The 20,320-nt window shown below is 34.8% G+C and carries 20 protein-coding genes; 15 read left to right on the top strand and 5 right to left on the bottom strand.

Annotation, left to right across the window (positions count from 1 at the left end):
- Genes dnaA through UH1x_RS00015 form a run of 3 tightly spaced genes read left to right on the top strand, consistent with a single transcriptional unit; the run spans window position 1 to window position 2,613 of the window.
- Window positions 1–1,425, top strand: coding sequence for a chromosomal replication initiator protein DnaA (gene dnaA, locus UH1x_RS00005; protein WP_036154940.1), 1,425 nt, complete (start codon window positions 1–3; stop codon window positions 1,423–1,425).
- Window positions 1,426–1,437: 12 nt separating this feature from the next.
- Entirely contained in the window at window positions 1,438–1,890 is a 453-nt protein-coding gene (locus UH1x_RS00010) for a low molecular weight protein-tyrosine-phosphatase (RefSeq protein WP_482624107.1), read from the top strand.
- Window positions 1,891–2,613 carry an SAM-dependent methyltransferase gene (locus UH1x_RS00015; protein ID WP_482624108.1) on the top strand — a complete coding sequence of 241 codons (723 nt, stop codon included), beginning with the start codon at window positions 1,891–1,893 and terminating at the stop codon, window positions 2,611–2,613.
- Between the two features lie 55 nt (window positions 2,614–2,668).
- Here UH1x_RS00015 and UH1x_RS00020 read toward each other — a convergent pair whose 3' ends face one another.
- From UH1x_RS00020 to dapF, 4 genes are all read right to left on the bottom strand, one after another.
- A complete protein-coding gene (locus UH1x_RS00020) occupies window positions 2,669–3,298 on the bottom strand; it encodes a hypothetical protein (protein WP_482624110.1) in 630 nt (209 codons plus the stop codon).
- Window positions 3,299–3,445: 147 nt separating this feature from the next.
- Complete coding sequence (mltG, locus tag UH1x_RS00025; RefSeq protein WP_482624112.1) at window positions 3,446–4,489, bottom strand: endolytic transglycosylase MltG; 1,044 nt, start codon at window positions 4,487–4,489, stop codon at window positions 3,446–3,448.
- Window positions 4,489–5,013, bottom strand: a complete 525-nt coding sequence (locus UH1x_RS00030) for a GNAT family N-acetyltransferase (protein ID WP_482624114.1) — start codon at window positions 5,011–5,013, stop codon at window positions 4,489–4,491. The genes mltG and UH1x_RS00030 overlap by 1 nt, the downstream gene beginning before the upstream one ends.
- Complete coding sequence (gene dapF / locus UH1x_RS00035; protein ID WP_482624116.1) at window positions 5,007–5,783, bottom strand: diaminopimelate epimerase; 777 nt, start codon at window positions 5,781–5,783, stop codon at window positions 5,007–5,009. The genes UH1x_RS00030 and dapF overlap by 7 nt, the downstream gene beginning before the upstream one ends.
- Before the next feature lie 127 nt (window positions 5,784–5,910).
- Between dapF and UH1x_RS00040 the strand changes: the two genes are divergently transcribed.
- From UH1x_RS00040 to UH1x_RS00085, 10 genes are all read left to right on the top strand, one after another.
- Window positions 5,911–7,302 (top strand): S1C family serine protease, encoded by a 1,392-nt coding sequence (locus UH1x_RS00040; RefSeq protein WP_482624118.1) that lies wholly within the window; start codon window positions 5,911–5,913, stop codon window positions 7,300–7,302.
- Between the two features lie 116 nt (window positions 7,303–7,418).
- On the top strand, window positions 7,419–8,867 hold the full coding sequence (locus UH1x_RS00045) for a glyceraldehyde-3-phosphate dehydrogenase (RefSeq protein WP_482624120.1): 1,449 nt from the start codon (window positions 7,419–7,421) through the stop codon (window positions 8,865–8,867).
- A 146-nt stretch (window positions 8,868–9,013) separates the two neighbouring features.
- Complete coding sequence (locus UH1x_RS00050) at window positions 9,014–9,637, top strand: hypothetical protein (protein WP_036154953.1); 624 nt, start codon at window positions 9,014–9,016, stop codon at window positions 9,635–9,637.
- Window positions 9,638–9,651: 14 nt separating this feature from the next.
- Entirely contained in the window at window positions 9,652–10,113 is a 462-nt protein-coding gene (locus UH1x_RS00055; RefSeq protein WP_482624122.1) for a GNAT family N-acetyltransferase, read from the top strand.
- Between the two features lie 17 nt (window positions 10,114–10,130).
- The gene (gene trmD / locus UH1x_RS00060; RefSeq protein ID WP_482624124.1) at window positions 10,131–10,805 is read left to right on the top strand and encodes a tRNA (guanosine(37)-N1)-methyltransferase TrmD; all 675 of its coding nucleotides are present in this window, start codon (window positions 10,131–10,133) and stop codon (window positions 10,803–10,805) included.
- A 135-nt stretch (window positions 10,806–10,940) separates the two neighbouring features.
- Complete coding sequence (gene rplS, locus UH1x_RS00065; RefSeq protein WP_036154956.1) at window positions 10,941–11,291, top strand: 50S ribosomal protein L19; 351 nt, start codon at window positions 10,941–10,943, stop codon at window positions 11,289–11,291.
- Between the two features lie 647 nt (window positions 11,292–11,938).
- A complete protein-coding gene (locus UH1x_RS00070) occupies window positions 11,939–14,155 on the top strand; it encodes an NADP-dependent isocitrate dehydrogenase (RefSeq protein WP_482624126.1) in 2,217 nt (738 codons plus the stop codon).
- Window positions 14,156–14,268: 113 nt separating this feature from the next.
- Window positions 14,269–16,668 carry a TonB-dependent receptor gene (locus UH1x_RS00075; protein ID WP_482624128.1) on the top strand — a complete coding sequence of 800 codons (2,400 nt, stop codon included), beginning with the start codon at window positions 14,269–14,271 and terminating at the stop codon, window positions 16,666–16,668.
- 3 nt (window positions 16,669–16,671) lie between these two features.
- Window positions 16,672–17,592 (top strand): DUF4249 domain-containing protein, encoded by a 921-nt coding sequence (locus UH1x_RS00080; RefSeq protein ID WP_482624130.1) that lies wholly within the window; start codon window positions 16,672–16,674, stop codon window positions 17,590–17,592.
- The gene (locus UH1x_RS00085; protein ID WP_482624132.1) at window positions 17,579–17,818 is read left to right on the top strand and encodes a DUF6095 family protein; all 240 of its coding nucleotides are present in this window, start codon (window positions 17,579–17,581) and stop codon (window positions 17,816–17,818) included. Before UH1x_RS00080 ends, UH1x_RS00085 begins: the two co-directional genes overlap by 14 nt.
- Here UH1x_RS00085 and UH1x_RS00090 read toward each other — a convergent pair.
- Window positions 17,815–18,507 (bottom strand): DUF4294 domain-containing protein, encoded by a 693-nt coding sequence (locus tag UH1x_RS00090; protein ID WP_482624133.1) that lies wholly within the window; start codon window positions 18,505–18,507, stop codon window positions 17,815–17,817. The genes UH1x_RS00085 and UH1x_RS00090 overlap by 4 nt on opposite strands.
- A 104-nt stretch (window positions 18,508–18,611) precedes the next feature.
- Here UH1x_RS00090 and UH1x_RS00095 point away from each other — a divergent pair, with 104 nt between their 5' ends.
- Together UH1x_RS00095 and UH1x_RS00100 are read left to right on the top strand one after the other, a co-directional pair.
- Window positions 18,612–19,700, top strand: a complete 1,089-nt coding sequence (locus tag UH1x_RS00095) for a M42 family metallopeptidase (protein WP_482624135.1) — start codon at window positions 18,612–18,614, stop codon at window positions 19,698–19,700.
- Between the two features lie 42 nt (window positions 19,701–19,742).
- A complete protein-coding gene (locus UH1x_RS00100; RefSeq protein ID WP_482624137.1) occupies window positions 19,743–20,297 on the top strand; it encodes an NUDIX hydrolase in 555 nt (184 codons plus the stop codon).
- Window positions 20,298–20,320: the final 23 nt, after the last annotated feature.

Genomic DNA, 20,320 nt, shown 5'->3' on the forward strand with positions numbered 1-20,320 from the left:
ATGAGTGTTACTGCAAATTCCGTATGGAAAAACTGTTTGGTGTTTATTAAGGATAATATCCAACCGCAGGCATTCAAAACATGGTTTGAGCCCATTAAACCTATTAAACTTTCAGAAAACGCATTAAGTATTCAAGTGCCAAGTAAATTCTTTTACGAGTGGCTAGAAGAACATTATGTTAAACTTTTAAAAGTTGCTTTAACCAAAGAGTTAGGTGAATCTGCAAAGTTGGTTTATATCATTAGAATGGAAAACACCTATGGCAACAAAGAGCCTTTTACAGAAAAGATTCCAAGTTCCAACAGAGGTGCAATGGCCGCTCAAGAAATGGATGTCCCAATTAAATCTAAAAATCCAGAATTACGTAATCCGTTCGTAATTCCAGGTATTAGAAATATTAAAATAGAATCACAGTTAAATCCTAATTATAACTTTGACAACTTCCTTGAAGGTGACTCTAACAGATTGGCAAGATCTGCCGGTATGGCTGTTGCTAATAAACCTGGTGGTACATCTTTTAATCCGCTATTGGTTTTTGGCGGTGTAGGTCTTGGAAAGACTCACTTAGCTCATGCTATTGGTGTTGAAATAAAAGATAAATATCCTGAACGTACTGTTTTATATATTTCCGCTGAGAAATTTACACAGCAGTATATTGAATCCGTTAAGAAAAATACCAGAAATGACTTTATTCATTTCTATCAGTTAATAGATGTATTGATTATTGATGATGTACAATTCTTATCAGGTAAATCTGGTACACAAGATGTATTCTTCCATATTTTCAACCATTTACACCAAAATGGAAAACAAGTTATTTTAACTTCAGACAAAGCGCCTGTAGATATGCAGGATATTGAACAACGTTTACTTTCTCGTTTCAAATGGGGATTATCAGCAGAATTGCAGAGTCCTGATTACGAGACAAGAATCTCCATCTTAAAGAATAAGTTATATAGAGATGGTGTTGAAATACCTGAAGACATCATAGAATATGTTGCTAAACATATTAAAACAAATATTAGAGAATTAGAAGGTGCCATTATTTCCCTAATAGCACAGTCTACTCTAAATAAAAGAGAGGTTACTATTGAGCTTGCTCAACAGGTTGTAGAAAAGTTTGTAAAGAACACCAAACGCGAAGTATCTATTGACTACATACAAAAAGTAGTTTCTGATTACTTTGAAATGGATGTTGCCACGTTACAGTCTAAAACAAGAAAAAGACACATTGTACAGGCTAGACAATTAGCAATGTTCTTTGCCAAGAAGTTTACCAAAGCTTCATTAGCAAGTATTGGTTCGCAAATTGGAAAAAGAGATCATGCTACTGTTTTACACGCATGTAAAACAGTAGATAATCTTGCCGAAACGGACAAGCAGTTTCGCAAATACATAGATGACCTTACTAAGAAATTTTCTTAAAACTTACGTTACATGAAAGTGTTGATGGTTTGCCTGGGTAATATATGTAGGTCTCCATTAGCAGAGGGCATTCTAAAAAGCAAAGTTGACGCCACCAAAATTTATGTAGATTCGGCAGGTACCGGAGGTTACCATATTGGTAATGCTCCTGACCCAAGATCGATTAAAGTAGCCCATGAACATGGTTTGGACATAAGCTCCCAAGTTTGTAGAAAATTTACTGTTTCTGATTTTGATGCTTTTGATGTGATATATGCCATGGACAAAAGTAACTACGCCAATATCATAAGTCTAGCAAGAAATAATGATGAGGTAGAAAAAGTGAAGCTTATTTTAAATGAAATAAGTTCTTCTGATAAGGAAGTGCCAGATCCATATTATGATGCTGAAGACGGATTTGAACAAGTATTTCAAATGATCGACCAAGCTTGCGATAGGATAGCCGCAAGATTACAAAGTAAATAAATGAGTGTGCAAAACGGAAAAATAGGACAAGTATTTTTAATACCTACAACATTAGGCGATATGCCACCTTTAGAGGTTTTACCAATCTCAATTAAACAAACAATTGAAAAATTAGACCACTACGTGGTTGAAAATGAAAAAACCGCTCGTCGTTTTATCAAAAAAATCAGCCCTAGAAAATCGCAACCAGATTTAAAACTATTTGTTTTAAATAAGTTTACGGAACCTGCTGAGATTCCAATTTTTTTGAATCCATGTTTAGAAGGTTTTGATGTAGGAATACTTTCTGAAGCCGGTTGCCCAGGTATAGCAGATCCAGGAGCTGCAGTAGTTAAAATTGCACATGATAAAAATATTCAAGTAATACCTTTGGTTGGTCCCTCTTCCATACTATTAGCTTTGATGGCAAGTGGTATGAACGGTCAAAATTTTGCTTTTAATGGCTATCTACCTATTGATAGTTCTGACCGTAAAAAGTATATCAAGAATTTGGAACGCAGGTCTAAAGAAGAAAACCAATCTCAAATATTTATTGAAACACCCTACCGTAATAACAAAATGCTAGAAGAGCTGATTAAAACATTAGCTCCAAGCACAAGAATATGCGTAGCTGCCGATATCACATTACCTACGGAATATATTAAAACCAAGACGGCTATAAATTGGAAAAAAGAGAATGTAGATTTACACAAAAGACCTGCTATCTTTATCATTCAGTCATAAAAAAACCTTGACAAATAAATGCCAAGGTTTCCCATTTTCATATCTACTTAAACTCTTATATTCTAGGATTACGCTTTCCCTCTACCATAGAAACATCATAACCAGCAAATTTTTTCATATAATTAGAAATACTGGTTCCGTAACCATCTGAAAGCTCCATACGACCGTGGGATCTTAGATACAACTTTACATTACCAGGTCCTGCTAAATGTGCAGCAGCCAAAATACCGGATTCCGTTATTTGAATGCCATTCATTTTTACACCAACATAACGTTTAATATCTCTTCTTAAGATCCATTTGTTTCGTGACGTGTTCACCTGAAATACTTTTTCTTGCAACACAGGGTTGCTCAAAAATTGGTTGCCATCATAAACACCAACTAACTCTAGCGTACCTAGACCAAATTGATACTTACCCAAGTAACCAAAAGTATTGATCACAAAATAATTGCCTTGAGACTCTTTAAAAGCCAATGCTTCTTTAAAGCCTATAAATTGACTACCAAGAAAAGGGGGAGCGATTTGATAATTTGCCAATAAAGCCTCTTCCTGAGGATAAGAAACCAAAAAAGATTCCTTCACTTTTAACTGCTTAGGCACTTCAACACTAAATGACTTGAATCCATAACCAGATAAAATAAAAATCACAATAAGAGGACAACTTGCTAATATCCATCTTCTCATATCATATATTTCTTAAGACTTACGGCGACTACTATTTGCTTGCTTAAATTTCTGCGGCAAAGGTAGACCTGAATTTATAAGAGTTTAAGAAGGTTCTGTTAAAAGAATACAGATTTAGTTAAGAAGTTCTAAAATTCGGATGAAAGCTTATCTATTGATTTTCTGAGCGTTAATCCATCGGATGTACTGCGCTTTATTTCGGTTGTGTTGCGTTAAATTCTCTGCAAACATGTGATAACCGAACTTTTCTACATTTGCTACAAAATAGTAATAATTGTGCTTTTTAGGGTTCAAAACAGCATCTATTGCAGTAATATCAGGCATTGCAATAGGGCCAGGTGGCAAACCGGCATATTTGTACGTATTGTATGGAGAATCCATTTCCAAGTCCCTGTAAAGCACTCTTTTAATTATAGTATCAAAATTTCCGGTTTCTTTCTTAATTGCATAAATAACGGTAGGGTCTGCCTGTAACAACATTCTCCTCCTCAATCTATTCAAATAAACCCCTGCAACCGTAGGTCTTTCATCAACTTTTGCAGTTTCTTTATGAACAATAGAAGCTAAGGCAATTACCTCATTTGGCTTTAAACCAAGAGCACTCGCTTTTTCCTTACGGGTATCGGTCCAAAAGCGATTGTATTCTTTTAACATTCTACCTCTAAATGATTCTGCAGATGTATTCCAAAAGAACTCATAGCTATTAGGGATATATAATGATATTTTATTTGCGTCGTCAAATCCGTTTGCCTTCAAAAAATCTTTATCATTGAATGCCGCGACCAATGAAACACTATCCGCCTCGATCTGACTTGCAATTCTTCCCGCTAAATCATTGATATTTTCTTGATTGTTAAATGACACTTTAACAGGTAAGTTTCCACTTCGCAAGGAATTCACAATCTCATTATTGTTCATCCCCTTACCTATTCTATACCTTCCTGCCTTAATATTATCTAAATATCCTTTTCTATCTGCAGCTGACTCAAATGAATCAAAATCTTCCAATACCGGAGAAAGTCGTTCTTTTAAATCGTCAATAGTAGCATCCGTAGGTATAAAAACTATAGCCTCTTCATTATTAAAACTAGTGTTTGGAGTAAAAAAAGTTCCGTAAACCGTATAAGCAAAAATTCCGCCTCCAATTAAACCTAAGAGCACTACGCCCAGTAAAATACGCTTGATGTACATTAATTATTTATTTTTTGCAATAATACTTCATTCTTATAGGTATCCTTAAAACGTACCCAATCTTTCTTAACTCCAATTTCTTGAAATCCTAGTTTTTTAAATAAATGCAGACTTGGTGCATTCTCCTCTAAAATATTTGCGTAAATCTGCTTTAATCCTAACACATTAAATAGGTAATTACACAATAGAGTAATAGCCTCTGAACCTATCCCCCTATTTCTTTGACCCTCATCTAAAACGATTATTCCAATACCTGCCCGATTATGATTTGGCTCAAAATCAAAAACATCAATTAAACCGACAGCTTTATGATCCTTTGAACATATAACCAACCTTAATTGCTTTACATCATAAATATCTCTGTGAGCACTATCCAGATAAAGTTGCAACACATCTTTAGAATACGGCGTAACCGTACCGCTCACTTCCCAAACACTGGTATTATTCTCAAGTTCGTACAAAAAATCGAGATCCCTTTGTTCTAAAGCCCTTAGATATATTTGTTCTCCTTTTAATGTTACCACGTTAGTTCTCCTTTAAATACTTGTTTCGCCTCTCCTTTAAGGAAGATATCGCTATAAACACCGTCCTCTTCTTGGAAGGTCACTTCTAAATGACCGCCTAATGCATTTACCGCAATGACCTTATTTTTTGTATTACCCAGATGATACATACTTAATGCAACTGCAGTTACCCCTGTACCACATGACAAAGTTTCATCTTCCACTCCACGCTCATAGGTTCTTATATCAAATCCACCTGACGTATTTGCCTCTACAAAATTGATATTACTACCCTTTTCTCCATAGATACCATATCGCATACGTGCACCTTCTTTTGCAACATCAAACGACTTTAACTCCTTTACCATTTGTACATGATGCGGTGAACCCGTATTCATAAAGAGGGCATTTGACTTTTCCTTAATTTCGCTTACATCTGTCATTTTAAGACTTACCACATCACCTGCAATAGTTGCCTCATGAAGACCATCTACAGCGATAAAAACCGTATTCTTCTTTATGATTTCTAAAAAATGGGCAAAAGCAACAATACATCTTCCACCATTACCGCACATACTCCCTTCATTTCCATCGGCATTATAATATACCATTCTAAAATCGGTAGCCTCATCATTCTCCAATAAAATAAGTCCGTCAGAACCTACCCCAAATCTTCTATGACAAATTTTAGCTATTAATTCTGTATCATCCTTTGGAAATTCTTTGTTACGATTGTCAATCATCACAAAATCATTACCTGTACCCTGATATTTATAAAACGTATTTTCCATGCTATAATAAAGTCTCAAAGATAGCACATAATTACGTTTTGCTTGGTAGTTAAAAAGTAGTTAAACGCTTATGAAATAGCATAAAAACGAGTAATTTTGTGTAGAATACGTTAAATCTTTAATGAATATGAAAAGAATAGCAAGTCTCTTGTTTGTATCCGTTTTTGCCGGTGCAATTACATTGGGTGCTTACAAACTATTTTTCGAGAAGGAAAATTTCACTATCATTAGCCAAGAAAGCAATGGTGCTGTTGTAAATGCAAGCTACACTCCAACCTCTGCTAGAGGTGCCGGTATCAATGAAGTGGATTTTACCATTGCGGCCGAGAATACCGTTAATGCCGTAGTCCACGTTAAGAATATTACCATAAGTAAGGCTCCTACCACTATATTCGATGTTTTTTATGGAACCAGCAGAAGTGCGGTACCACAGGTAGGAACAGGATCTGGGGTAATTATATCTTCTGACGGATATATTGTCACTAATAACCACGTTATCAATAAAGCTACTCAATTACAGGTCACTTTAAACAACAATAGAACATACAATGCTGAATTGATTGGCACCGACCCTAATTCTGATATTGCTTTAATAAAAATTGACCCTAATGAAAAGCTACCTTATTTAGCTTTTGGCGATTCTGACCATACTAAAATTGGCGAATGGGTGTTAGCCGTAGGTAATCCTTTCAACCTAACTTCCACAGTTACCGCAGGTATAGTTAGCGCTAAAGCTCGTAATCTTGGAAAAAACCAATCTTTCATACAGACCGATGCCGCTGTAAACCCTGGCAATTCTGGTGGTGCATTAGTAAATACCAATGGAGATTTAGTAGGTATCAATACGGCTATTACATCACAAACAGGTTCTTATGTTGGGTACTCTTTTGCCGTACCTAGTAATATTGCAAAAAAGGTTGTTCAAGACATATTGGAATACGGTAACGTTCAAAAAGGATTTATGGGCATAAGTCCTGCCCCGGTGAACACTAGAGATGCTATAGAAAAAGGTATCAATAATATTGACGGAGTCTTTATTGAATTAGTAGAAGAAGAGTCTGCAGCACAAGAAGCCGGTATTGTTGTCGGTGATATTATTAAAAAAGTCGATGAAATAGATGTGCATAAATATCCCGATTTAACTGGATATCTTTCCACAAAAAGACCTGGAGATACTTTAGCTTTTGTTATTGATAGAGACAAAGAGCTATTAACTTTACCGTTAGTTTTAAAAGAAAGACAATCTTTGGTTGTTCCTGAAATGGGCTTAGAAGTAAGAAACTTAACCGAACACGACAAGAAGGTGTACAAAACAACATCTGGTGTAAAAATCACGGGCGTACCCGAAAGATACAGAGGTTATGGTTTATCTGAAAAAGTAATTGTCAAGGTTGACGATCACGAAATTGGAAATATTGACGATGCCTATACAGCCTTTGGTAGTATTTCTAAATATGGAAAAACGGTTATTGTTATGGTAGGCTCAAACGGTGAACGAGACCGATTGATCTTTCAATAAAAAACAGAATAAAAAATACAGCCTTCGTAAAAACGAAGGCTTTTTTTTGAAAAATATTTATTTAAAGCGCTTAATTTTTCTAGTTTTGTGCGAATTCTAAAAATAATCAACTAATTATGGCTCCACAGACCACATTTGAAAAAGAGCTGGCATTCCAAGCAGACCGTAGAAAAGCTACGACTGAATTTATCAAAATCGTGAGCGATTTATGGTATGATAAATCTATTGAAATTGTCCTTTTTAAAAATCAGGTTATTGACAAAAATGTAAGTGATATTATTCACTTGCACGAATACGCTGGTGAATTTGTACAGAAACCGATATCGATTTTTGATTCGGTTGAAATACTTCGTTCAATATCAGACATGTCGTTGCCACCATCTAAACTTGATATTGGAAAATTAACGTATGAATATCATTCTGACACCAACATTTTAAACAATGTAAAGTCTTTTGTAATAGATAAATTACAATCTGCACAAGATTTTAAAAGTATAGAACCCAAAGATGTTGTTTTATACGGATTTGGGCGAATTGGCAGATTAGTTGCCAGAGAGTTAATGTCCAAAACAGGTAAAGGAAACCAATTACGATTAAGAGCAATTGTAGTAAGAGGAAAACCCAGCATAGAAAATCTTGAAAAAAGAGCTAGTTTACTTAGAACGGATTCGGTTCATGGAATCTTTAATGGTACGGTAAAAGTTGACTACGCCAACCTAAAGCTTATTATTAACGGTACAACGGTACATGTTATTTACGCTAACATGCCAGAAGAGATTGATTATACGGAATACGGTATTAATCATGCTTTGGTCATAGATAACACTGGTGCCTTCAGAACCAAAGAACAATTAGAAAGACATTTACAAGCTAAAGGAGCATCTAAAGTGCTATTAACAGCACCAGGTAAAGAGGTAGCTAATATTGTCCACGGGGTTAATCATTTAGAATATGACCCAGACGATACTGAGATTTTTTCAGCTGCTTCTTGTACAACTAATGCCATTACACCAATACTAAAGGCTATTGAAGAAACTTTAGGTATTGAAAAAGGACACCTAGAAACTATTCATGCATATACGAACGATCAAAATTTGGTGGACAATATGCATGGCAAATATAGAAGAGGTCGTGCAGCCGCACTTAATATGGTCATTACCGAAACAGGAGCCGGAAAAGCAGTTACAAAAGCGCTACCATCTTTGAAAGGGAAGTTGACTTCTAACGCCATTCGCGTTCCAGTACCTAATGGTTCTTTAGCTATTTTAAATCTTGATGTTGACCAAAAGACATCTCTTGAAGGTGTTAACAGCATGATTAAAAAATACGCTCTTGAAGGTGATTTGGTAGAACAAATCAAATATTCATTAGATAAAGAATTGGTGTCATCGGATATCATAGGTACTTCTGCCCCATCTATTTATGATAGTATGGCAACTATAGTATCGGAGTCAGGAAAAAATATTGTTCTTTATATATGGTATGACAATGAATATGGCTATTCTCACCAAGTTATTCGTTTAGCAAAGTATATTGCCAAAGTACGTCGTTTTACTTATTATTAAAAAGCTATAAATAAAACATCTATTTGGTAATTAGTAACGTAGTTAAATAAACTAGTTCAAGCTTTATACTTTTTTTTTATAATTCAATAATTATAAAGTACTTTAGTCAACTCTAAATTATTCAAATTAACCTAAGAATCTATTACATGAAGTTTTATCGAATACTATTATTACTGGCCTTTCTTTTAGCTAGTAACGTGCAATTTGCTCAAGATACTGAAGAAGAGGAAGATAAATTATCTTTAGACGAAGGTCCGATCAGCAATCAGTTCGATTATATTGCTAAGCGTTCTGGAAATTATAGGGCAGACGGTGTTAGATATGAAGTGGTTAAAGAAACTAATCTATTTAAGATTAGAAAGAATGTTTTGGATTCTATTGCTGCCATGAATAAAAAGACAGGCGAGCTAAAATCTACTATTGCTGAACATGAAACTACAATTACATCCTTAAATAAAAAATTAGAAGAGACAACCACAAATTTAGGCGCGGTTACCGAAGAAAAAGATAGCATGTCTTTTTTAGGTCTACCTGTTTCTAAAGGGACTTATAATTTTGTTCTTTGGACAATAATTGGAGCATTGTTTTTAACGCTAGGTTTATTTATCTATAAATTTAGAAATAGTAATATTTTAACCCAAGAGGCAAAACAAAACCTTTCTGAACTAGAAGTTGAATACGAAGACCATAGAAGAAGAGCTTTAGAGCGAGAGCAAAAAATAAGTAGGCAACTACAAGATGAAATAAATAAGCAGAAAAAAACTAAATAATTAAAAGCTCCTTTATGGAGCTTTTTTTTGATATGATACAAATAAAAAGAATTACAATAACAGACATTAACGACATCTTACCTCTTTTTGATGGGTATAGAGTGTTTTATCAAATGGAATCTGATATTGATGCTGCAACCAAGTTTTTAAAAAGTAGAATTACAAAAGAGGAATCCATCATATTTGCAGCATACGAAAACAATAAAGCCGTAGGCTTTACACAATTATATTATACTTTCTCTTCTGTAAGTTTACAAGAATCCCTCATTTTAAATGATTTGTTTGTTCATGCGGATTATAGAGGAAAATCTATTGGTGAACAATTACTTTTAAAAGCGCAAGAATTTTGCAAAGAGAATAGCTACAAAGGACTAGCATTGGAAACAGCTATTGATAATCCTGCGCAAAAATTATATGAGAAATTAGGATGGGAAAAAGATTACCATGCTTTTCATTACTTTTGGCAGGTTAAATGATGATGCAAGATTAAAAGATGCGAATAGATATTATTACCGTATTACCTGAATTACTTACCAGCCCGTTTGAAGCCTCCATTTTAAAAAGAGCCATTGATAAAGGATTGGTTGAAGTCCACTTTCATAATATTAGGGATTACACCTCTACCAAATACCGTAATGTTGATGACTATCAGTTTGGCGGCGGCGCAGGTATGGTTTTAATGATAGAACCAATAGATAAGTGTATTACCGAATTGAAGTCGCAACGAGACTATGATGAAGTTATCTACATGACGCCGGATGGCGCTACTCTAAATCAGAAAATGGCAAATACACTTTCCATGGTAGAGAACATTATAATTCTTTGCGGGCATTATAAAGGTGTTGACCAACGTGTTAGAGATGCTTTTATCACTAAAGAAATATCCATAGGAGATTACGTACTTTCCGGCGGAGAATTAGGTGCTGCAGTTCTGTGCGATTCTATTATTAGATTACTACCAGGTGTATTGAACGATGAAACTTCTGCCCTGACGGATACCTTTCAGGATGGACTTTTAGCACCGCCAGTATACACTAGACCTGCTGAATATAATGGGATGAAGGTTCCAGAAATTCTATTAAGCGGTAATTTCGGAAAAATTGAAGAGTGGCGTGAAAACAAGGCATACGAGCGTACTGAAAAACTACGACCGGACTTACTTGAGTAGCCAATTTTTAATATTAAAGAAAAACCATATAAATACTTGTGGGTTTTAATTTAAATATTATTTTTGCACCCTGTTAGAACAACCTCTGACGATAATCGTGAATGTTGCTTTAATTTAATTCCAATTAAATAGACAATGGAATCATTAATAAAATTTGTACAAGACGAGTTCGTAGCTAAAAAAGATTTTCCAAAATTCTCTGCTGGTGATACAATCACAGTATACTATGAAATTAAGGAAGGTGAAAAAACAAGAACTCAGTTCTTTAAAGGAGTTGTAATACAACGTAGAGGTTCTGGTTCAACGGAAACTTTTACTATCCGTAAAATGTCAGGTACAGTAGGTGTTGAGCGTATCTTCCCTGTAAACTTACCAGCATTACAAAAAATTGAAGTTAATAAACGTGGTAAAGTACGTAGATCTAGAATTTACTATTTCCGTGAGTTAACTGGTAAGAAAGCTAGAATTAAAGAGGTAAGAGGATAAATTTCTCTCCATTATAATATTAAGCACTGTTTCATTTTTTTTGAGACAGTGCTTTTTTTATGAACAAAAGTGAATAACACCTGTTCATAAAGTGTTGATTAATAAATATTTATAAATTTTACATTTGAATTGTATTTTTTTGTAAATTGTAGTGTAATCGAGAAATTGGAGTGACGAAGAAACCAATTTTAAAATTACTACGAAGTTTACGTTCTTACGTATTGCTGTTCTACTTAAACATTTAATTAATATTGAATGGAGTAATTTTTAAAACTATAAGCTGTCGCTTATAGCACTTAAAATGAATTGAATTATAGAAAAACTATATACTAGGTTTCTATTTTACAATAAAGACGGCAAAGAAGAAATGATGTGTAGATGTCAGGTTACGTACCTGAGAATCGAAAAACATTTTACAACGTTGAATTAGTAAAGCGGGTGCAATCAAGGGTTGCCGTTCTAATAAAAATTGGAACAAACTGTCCGTAAACTTTTTCTAAAAAGCCATATCATTGTATGCGTACATTGATATGGCTTTTGTTATTTAACAAATCTTCTTCTTCAGGCTGAAATATTAAGGCCTCTCCCCGCTTTCAAACTTTTAGAAAATCGTATATTTGTTCCGCTTAAATTAAAACAAACCGCAAATGTCCAAAATTTTTTATACTAAAACAGACGAAGCGCCAGCTTTGGCAACGGAGTCTTTTTTACCTATTGTAAAAGCGTTCACTAAATCATCAGGAATTGAAATTGAAACTAAAGATATTTCTTTAGCCGGTAGAATTGCCGCAACATTCCCTGAACTTTTAACGAAAGAACAACAGGTGTCCAATGATTTGGAAGAATTGGGCAACATGGCTAAACAGCCAGAAGCAAACATTATAAAATTACCTAATATTAGCGCTTCTGTTCCTCAATTAAAGGAAGCCATTCAAGAATTACAGTCTAAAGGTTATAAACTACCTAACTACCCAGACGAGCCTAAGAATGATGAAGAGAAAGGAATTAAGGCGAAATACGATAAAATTAAAGGTAGTGCGGTAAACCCGGTATTACGTGAAGGTAACTCTGACCGTAGAGCACCTAGAGCCGTAAAGAACTATGCAAAGCAAAATCCACATAGTATGGGTGCATGGAGCTCTAGCTCTAAAACGCATGTTGCCACTATGGGCGACGGCGATTTTCAAGCCAATGAAAAGTCATTGACATTGAGCGATGCCACTTCTGTACAAATTAAATTAGTTTCAGAGGGTTCTGAAACGATACTTAAAGATAACCTTGGCTTGCTTAAGGGTGAAATTATCGATGCAACGGTAATGAATAAAACTGCTTTATTGGATTTCTTAAAGAAAGAAATCAAAGATGCTAAGGATAAAGGTGTTCTTTTCTCTGTGCATTTAAAAGCTACCATGATGAAAGTGTCCGATCCAATTATTTTTGGTCATGTTGTAGAAACTTTTCTAAAACCTGTCTTTGAAAAATATGCAGATACTTTTGACACTTTAGGTGTTAGCCCTAATGATGGTTTAGCTAGTTTATACCAGAAAATCGATAAACTTCCTGCAGATGAAAAAGATGCCATCAACAAAGATTTAGATGATGCTCTAGCAAACGGACCGGATTTAGCTATGGTAAATTCTGATAAGGGAATTACCAACCTTCATGTTCCTAGTGATGTAATTATCGATGCCTCTATGCCTGCAATGATCAGAAATTCTGGTCAAATGTGGAACAAAGAAGGTAAAGCTCAAGATACTAAAGCAGTTATTCCAGATAGCAGTTATGCAGGTATATACAGTGCAACTATAGATTTCTGTAAAGAAAATGGTGCTTTTGAACCAACTACTATGGGCACGGTACCAAATGTAGGACTTATGGCTCAAAAGGCTGAAGAATATGGTTCTCATGACAAGACTTTTGAAATTAAACAAGACGGAAAAGTTCAAGTAATTGATATAGCAACCGGAAAAGTACTAATAGAACACGAAGTTAATGATGGTGATATATGGAGAATGTGTCAAGTTAAGGATGCACCCATTGAAGACTGGGTAAAATTAGCCGTATCAAGAGCTAAAGCAACTAATGATCCTGCTATTTTCTGGTTAGATGAAAACAGAGCTCATGATGCTGAACTAATCAAAAAAGTAAATACTTACTTAGCAAACGAAGACACTGCTGGTTTAGATATTCAAATAATGTCTCCTATTAAAGCTACTGAATTTACTTTAAAAAGAATGAAGGCCGGTAAAGATACTATATCGGTATCCGGTAACGTTTTACGTGATTACCTTACTGACCTTTTCCCTATTTTAGAGGTTGGTACAAGTGCAAAAATGCTTTCTATTGTACCTTTAATGAACGGTGGGGGACTTTTTGAAACTGGTGCTGGTGGTTCTGCTCCAAAACACGTAGAGCAATTTATAGAAGAAGGTCATCTTAGATGGGATTCTTTAGGTGAGTTTTTGGCATTAGGAGTATCATTAGAATTTTTCGGTGAGAAAAATTCCAATCCAGCAGCTAAAGTCCTAGGCGATAGCTTAGATAGCGCAACTGAGAAATTTCTACTAAATGATAAGTCACCTTCTAGAAAAGTAAAAGAGATTGATACAAGAGGTAGTCACTTCTTCTTAGCTAAATATTGGGCAGAGGCTTTAGCATTACAAGATGACAATGCTGAGTTAAAAGCTATATTTTCTAAAGTAAGTTCAGAAATCAATTCTAAGGAATCTCAGATTCTTACGGAATTAATAGATGCTCAAGGTTCTAAACAAGACATAGGTGGTTATTACAAGCCAGACGCTGCTCTTGTTGCTGAAGCTATGAGACCTAGTAAAACTTTAAATGGTATTTTAAACTCCATTTAATCTTATAAGAATATTTACAAAAGACCTTTAACTTTAGTTAAGGGTCTTTTTTTTGTCTTTTAATTAGTTGTAGGAGTATCCCCTATTTCTAAGTATTTTTACTAAAAAAATTGATGAAAGGATATTTACCGTTTATTCTTATCTCATTGCTTTGCTTCTCCTTTTCTTCATGGAGCCAACAAAAATATACTTTAAGTGGTTCTATATCTGAATCTAGCAGTAACGAAACACTTATAGGAGTTACGGTTGCCATACCTGAATTAAGCACCGGTGTTACTACCAATGAATATGGTTTTTATTCTATATCCTTACCTGAAGGTACTTATAAGGTTCTTGTTAGCTATTTAGGCTTTGAAGATATCATTAAAGAAATTGAACTTACCGAAAATAGACGTATAGATTTTTTATTAGAAGAAGAAGCCGAACAGTTAGAGGAAGTAGTGGTTACCGAAAATGTGGAAAAGATGGATATTAGGAAGCCACAAATGAGCGTTAACACACTTTCTGTGGGCACCATAAAAAAAATACCGGTAATTCTTGGCGAAGCCGATGTCATCAAATCCATATTGCTATTACCTGGTGTTACCAATGCAGGTGAAGGTGCATCTGGGTTTAATGTTCGTGGAGGGGCAGCTGATCAAAATCTAATCTTGCTAGATGAAGCTATCATCTTTAATTCATCACACTTATTCGGATTCTTTTCTGTTTTCAATCCCGATGCCATAAAAGATGTAAAACTCTATAAAGGTGGTATACCTGCGCGTTATGGCGGCAGAGTGTCATCGGTATTAGATATATTTCAAAAAGAAGGTAATAGCAAAGAATTTAAAATGAACGGTGGTATTGGCGCCGTTGCTAGTAGACTTTTAATTGAAGGTCCTATAAAAAAGGATAAAGCTGCATTTCTTATTGGTGGTAGAGCTTCATACGCGCATCTTTTTCTACCTCTTTTTGATGTGGACAACACCGCCTATTTCTATGACCTGAACACAAAGTTAAACTATAGATTAAACGATAAGAATAATATTTTTCTGTCCGGTTATTTTGGTCGCGATGTTTTTGGAATCAATGATAGTTTCGTTAATACGTATGGCAACACCGTAGGTAACTTTAGATGGAATCATTTATTTTCTGACAAACTTTTCTCTAACCTATCTTTAATTTACTCTGATTACTATTACGGACTAAAATTAGATTTCGTAGGTTTTAATTGGAATTCCGGTATTAGAAATTTCAATATAAAATATGACCTTAAACACTATGCTACAGATAAATTACAAGTAAACTACGGTGTTAATAACGTGTACTATCAATTCAACCCCGGAAAAATTGAGCCCAGTAATGCCGAGTCAGGAATTATTGAAGAACAGCTCATCCAAAAATATGCTAATGAATTTGCTGCATATGTAGATTTTGAACACAGAGTAACGGACAATCTAAGTCTAGGCTATGGATTACGCTTTAGCCATTTCATGCGACTGGGTCAGGATGAGTTAAATGTATACGCAAATAACAACCCTGTTGAATTTGACCCTTTGTTATTAATTTATAAGGAAGCCGAACCTATTGATGTTATTAATCCCGGTAAAGGAACCACATTATCCAACTTCAGTAATTTTGAACCAAGAGCATCTTTATCATACACATTAAACGAGACCAGCTCCATTAAAGCTAGCTATACAAGATTGGCTCAATATTTACACTTATTATCGAATACAAGCTCCCCTACTCCTTTAGATGTATGGACGCCCAGCGGACCTTTTACAAAACCACAGTTATTAGATCAATATGCCTTGGGATATTTTAAAAATATAAACGAAGGGGATTATTCTTTTGAAACAGAGGTTTTCTATAAGGACGTTCAAAACAGAATAGATTATATAGATGGCGCTAATTTAATTGCCAATAATGCCATTGAACAGGTTATTTTAAATGGTGAAGCAAGAGCCTACGGACTAGAAGTTTTACTACGGAAAAACGAAGGTAAACTTCAAGGCTGGTTAGCATATACTTTATCTAAATCAGAGCAGCGAACACCAGGAAGAACATCTTCTACAGATAATGGTCGTAGCAATATTGAAACTGGAATAAATTTTGGAAATTGGTACAACACTCCATATGATAAAACCCACGATATCTCTATGTTCATAAGCTTTGATGCAAATGACAAATGGAATTTTAGCGGTAATTTCACCTACCAAACCGGGCAACCTACCAACTATCCAATCGGTCAATTTCAGTTTCAAAACTTAACCGTACCATATTACGGTCTTAGAAATACACAGCGATTACCGGCATATAATCGCCTAGACCTTTCGGCCACATTAACTCCTAGAAAGAATAAAACCAGAAAAATAAAAGGGGAATGGGTTTTCAGCCTATACAATGTCTACAATAGAAGAAATGCTGCTTCTATTAGCTTTAGACAGAATGATGACACAGGTGTAAACGAAGCGGTCCGTACATCTATATTCGGCATTGTACCCGCTGTTACCTACAATTTTAAATTATAAGCTATGAAACGCTATTTAATATGTATACTGATAATAACAATCTTTGCATCATGCGAAGATGTTGTTGACGTTGAGCTACCAGATAATGTTAGTAGACTCATTGTTAACGGGGTAATCAGAGTTGATGAAAATGAAGAATACCTACCAATTGAAATAGTGGTTTCTGAGAGTAGTTCTTTCTTTGAAGAAAATACAGTTGCAAGCATTAAAAGCGCTATCATTTATTACGGTACTCCCAGAGAAGATGCTCCAGAAATTTTGGAAGGTGGCGGAGTATCTAATTTAGCGGAAGTTGAACCTGGAAGCGGAAAATGGGTTCCGGACCCATCATTTGATAGCGACCAAAAAATTAGGGTTGGTAATATCAATGAAGGTGATGTTTTTCAACTGATAATCACAACAGATGATGAGCAATATTTAGCTACTACCACGTATGTAAAATCGGTACCAATAGACTCTTTAGAGCAAGGTGATGAAACTCTTTTTTCAGGAGATGAAACAGAAGTTATCGTAACATTTACCGATCCTGGGGATAGTGATGATTTTTATCTTTTAGATTTAGATTTTGGAGAATTTCTTGTGACAGAAGATGAATTTTACCAGGGGCAGACATTTGTTTTCTCTTATTTCTATGACAATGAACTTGAACTAAACACCAGCTCTGTAGTAGATGTTAGTCTTATTGGGGTGGATGAGCCTTTTTACAATTATATGAACCAGATTATAGTACAATCCGGTGGTGACCAAGGTCCTTTTCAAACGCCAGCAGCTACGGTTCGTGGTAATATCATAAATATTACCGATATTGATAATGACGAAATAGTTGATAATGTTGACAGCACAGATAATTATGCATTAGGTTACTTTGCTATTGTAGAAGAATATAAAGACAGTATAACCATAACAGAAAATGAAACGAACTGATAAAGATTTACTGGTTACAGGTTTAAAAAAATTGGCGATTACCGTAGTTCTAATGTTTACGGCGCCTATAATATTATGGCAAGCATTTAAAAATCAAGAAAATGTTATGTTCTGGCCCGTTTGTATCATTGGTGTAATCCTGGCGTTCTTTGCAGTTAGAACAGGTTTTAAAGGTATTATGACAATAATGGACTCCATGTTCGGAAAGAAACAAAAATCATCTTAATCTTGAGGTATTTTTGTAGTTCTCTTCCACTTATTATACAACTTATCATAGTCGTAATCTAAAACAGTTTCTTGCCGCTCTAATTTACCTTTAGAGAAAGCTCGTTGTAAAATATCTTCAATCAAGTAATCTTCCTCAATTAGATCTGGGTGAAATTCTTCTTTGATACTAATACTAAAAAGCTTTGCCGTGGTATTGTACCAAAATGCACGCCATCCGTTTCTTAAATCCTTTACCAAATCAAAAGCCGTAGTACCTGTTTGTCTATAAATTAGTTTAACTAAAATTTGACCCTCTGTACGCGTTAATTTTTTCAACTCTTCAGAAAACTCCTCTTCAATAAATTTCTGTACTTTTTTAGTATACTTTTTACGTTTACGATTGTTCTTCATATTCGATAAACTATCGTTCAACTCTACCAAACGCTCTGCCGCCATTTTTGCATACGGATATACTTTTTGTGTTTTTCTACGTAAAATGTAATACCGTAACTTTTCGTCGTAAGATGAGAATTTAAGTTTACCAAATACATAAGCTTCTTGCAAGGCTATTGAACTTTGAACCAAAGAATCACCGGCAACAATAATCATCTTTTCCGTAATGGAATCAAGTTCCTGTTCTTCAACCTGGGCATTGCATATGGTCATGCCGCTGAATAGTAAAAAAAGAAGTAAAAAGTTATATTTCATTACCATAGGCTTAACAAAAGTCCTGCCAAAATTAACGATTATTAAAGAAGGTTATTACTTATACAACGCTAATATTCTTAAGTTTGTATTCTAAACTTATTTTAATGGCTAATAAAAAAATAATTACTAAAAAGTCTGAAGACTTCTTTGAAAAATACCTTAATAATGCTGCCCCTACAGGATATGAGTGGGAAGGGCAAAAAATATGGATGGACTACCTAAAACCTTATGTAGATACATTTATTACAGACACATATGGTACTGCTGTGGGCGTTATAAACCCTGATGCTAAATATAAAGTAGTTATTGAAGGACATTCTGATGAAATTTCTTGGTATGTAAACTATATCACAGATAACGGTTTAATTCATGTCATTAGAAATGGTGGTAGTGATCACCAAATAGCTCCTTCTAAATGGGTTAATATCCATACTTCCAAAGGAATTGTAAAAGGTATTTTTGGCTGGCCGGCAATACATACCAGAAAAGGACCCAAAGAGGAAACTCCAAAAATTGAGAATATTACGGTTGATGTTGGTGCTACAAATAAAGAAGAAGTAGAAAAGCTTGGGGTTCACGTAGGTTGTGTAATCACTTACCCAGACGAATTTCAAATTCTTAACAAAAACAAATACGTTTGTAGAGCTATAGACAATAGAGCTGGCGGATTCATGATTGCCGAAGTTGCTCGTTTATTACATGAGAATAAAGTTGAGTTGCCATTTGGACTTTATATAACAAATTCTGTACAGGAAGAAATAGGTTTACGTGGTGCAGAAATGATTACACAGACTATTAAACCTAATGTTGCCATTGTAACAGATGTTTGTCATGACACCACCACACCTATGATTAAAAAAGAGGTACAAGGTCATACAGAAATTGGTGCTGGTCCTGTAATTTCTTATGCGCCTGCAGTTCAAAACAAGTTGCGCGAACGTATCATTAAAACAGCTGAAGATAATAAGATACCATTTCAAAGAATGGCCGCTTCTAGATCCACAGGTACAGATACTGATGCTTTTGCCTATAGTAATGGCGGAGTTGCTTCTGCATTGATTTCTTTGCCGCTACGCTACATGCATACTACAGTAGAAACGGTTCATAAAGATGATGTTGAAAATGTAATTCGTTTAATCTACGAAACACTCTTAACAATTAAAGACGGAGAAACTTTTAGCTACTTCGATTAAATTTATATAATCCCTCTTTTATCGGAGGGATTTTTTATTTCTATGGATGAATTAATAGACATTTTAGATGCTGAAGGTAATATGACCGATACAACCGCCATGAAATCCGAAGCGCATAAAAACGGTTGGTTTCATCAAACTGTTCATATTTGGTTTTATACTTCAGATGGAAAAATTCTAATCCAACAACGTGGTAAAGACAAAGATGTATATCCGTTACTGTGGGATGTATCCGTTGCCGGACATATTGGGGCTGGAGAGGACATCATAACATCTGCATTACGTGAAGTACAAGAAGAAATAGGTTTGACAATTCTACCTTCTGATTTAGAAAAAATAGGCATTTTTAAATCCGTAAAAAAGCATTCTGAAATATTAAAGGACTACGAGTTTCATCATACATTTATTACTAAGCTAAAATTACCTTTTAGTGCACTTCAAAAACAAGACAGTGAAGTTGAGGCATTAAAACTAGAGTCGATAAAACAATTTAGCAAAGCAGTGATGGACACTTCAAAATACAATTATGTTCCTCATGATATTTCTTATTATAAGACCATACTTAAAGAAATATCCAGTAGAAAAAACAATGTATAGCCTTTATGTTCTTCTATAAAATG

This window comes from Maribacter sp. UH1 (assembly GCF_056839145.1).

Bases quoted from the DNA above. Each gene is read 5' to 3' on its own strand.
- dnaA (WP_036154940.1), top strand. From the start codon at position 1: ATGAGTGTTACTGCAAATTCCGTATGGAAAAACTGTTTGGTGTTTATT.
- UH1x_RS00010 (WP_482624107.1), top strand. From the start codon at position 1,438: ATGAAAGTGTTGATGGTTTGCCTGGGTAATATATGTAGGTCTCCATTA.
- UH1x_RS00015 (WP_482624108.1), top strand. From the start codon at position 1,891: ATGAGTGTGCAAAACGGAAAAATAGGACAAGTATTTTTAATACCTACA.
- UH1x_RS00020 (WP_482624110.1), bottom strand. From the start codon at position 3,298: ATGAGAAGATGGATATTAGCAAGTTGTCCTCTTATTGTGATTTTTATT.
- mltG (WP_482624112.1), bottom strand. From the start codon at position 4,489: ATGTACATCAAGCGTATTTTACTGGGCGTAGTGCTCTTAGGTTTAATT.
- dapF (WP_482624116.1), bottom strand. From the start codon at position 5,783: ATGGAAAATACGTTTTATAAATATCAGGGTACAGGTAATGATTTTGTG.
- UH1x_RS00040 (WP_482624118.1), top strand. From the start codon at position 5,911: ATGAAAAGAATAGCAAGTCTCTTGTTTGTATCCGTTTTTGCCGGTGCA.
- UH1x_RS00045 (WP_482624120.1), top strand. From the start codon at position 7,419: ATGGCTCCACAGACCACATTTGAAAAAGAGCTGGCATTCCAAGCAGAC.
- UH1x_RS00050 (WP_036154953.1), top strand. From the start codon at position 9,014: ATGAAGTTTTATCGAATACTATTATTACTGGCCTTTCTTTTAGCTAGT.
- UH1x_RS00055 (WP_482624122.1), top strand. From the start codon at position 9,652: ATGGAGCTTTTTTTTGATATGATACAAATAAAAAGAATTACAATAACA.
- trmD (WP_482624124.1), top strand. From the start codon at position 10,131: ATGCGAATAGATATTATTACCGTATTACCTGAATTACTTACCAGCCCG.
- rplS (WP_036154956.1), top strand. From the start codon at position 10,941: ATGGAATCATTAATAAAATTTGTACAAGACGAGTTCGTAGCTAAAAAA.
- UH1x_RS00070 (WP_482624126.1), top strand. From the start codon at position 11,939: ATGTCCAAAATTTTTTATACTAAAACAGACGAAGCGCCAGCTTTGGCA.
- UH1x_RS00075 (WP_482624128.1), top strand. From the start codon at position 14,269: ATGAAAGGATATTTACCGTTTATTCTTATCTCATTGCTTTGCTTCTCC.
- UH1x_RS00080 (WP_482624130.1), top strand. From the start codon at position 16,672: ATGAAACGCTATTTAATATGTATACTGATAATAACAATCTTTGCATCA.
- UH1x_RS00085 (WP_482624132.1), top strand. From the start codon at position 17,579: ATGAAACGAACTGATAAAGATTTACTGGTTACAGGTTTAAAAAAATTG.
- UH1x_RS00090 (WP_482624133.1), bottom strand. From the start codon at position 18,507: ATGAAATATAACTTTTTACTTCTTTTTTTACTATTCAGCGGCATGACC.
- UH1x_RS00095 (WP_482624135.1), top strand. From the start codon at position 18,612: ATGGCTAATAAAAAAATAATTACTAAAAAGTCTGAAGACTTCTTTGAA.
- UH1x_RS00100 (WP_482624137.1), top strand. From the start codon at position 19,743: ATGGATGAATTAATAGACATTTTAGATGCTGAAGGTAATATGACCGAT.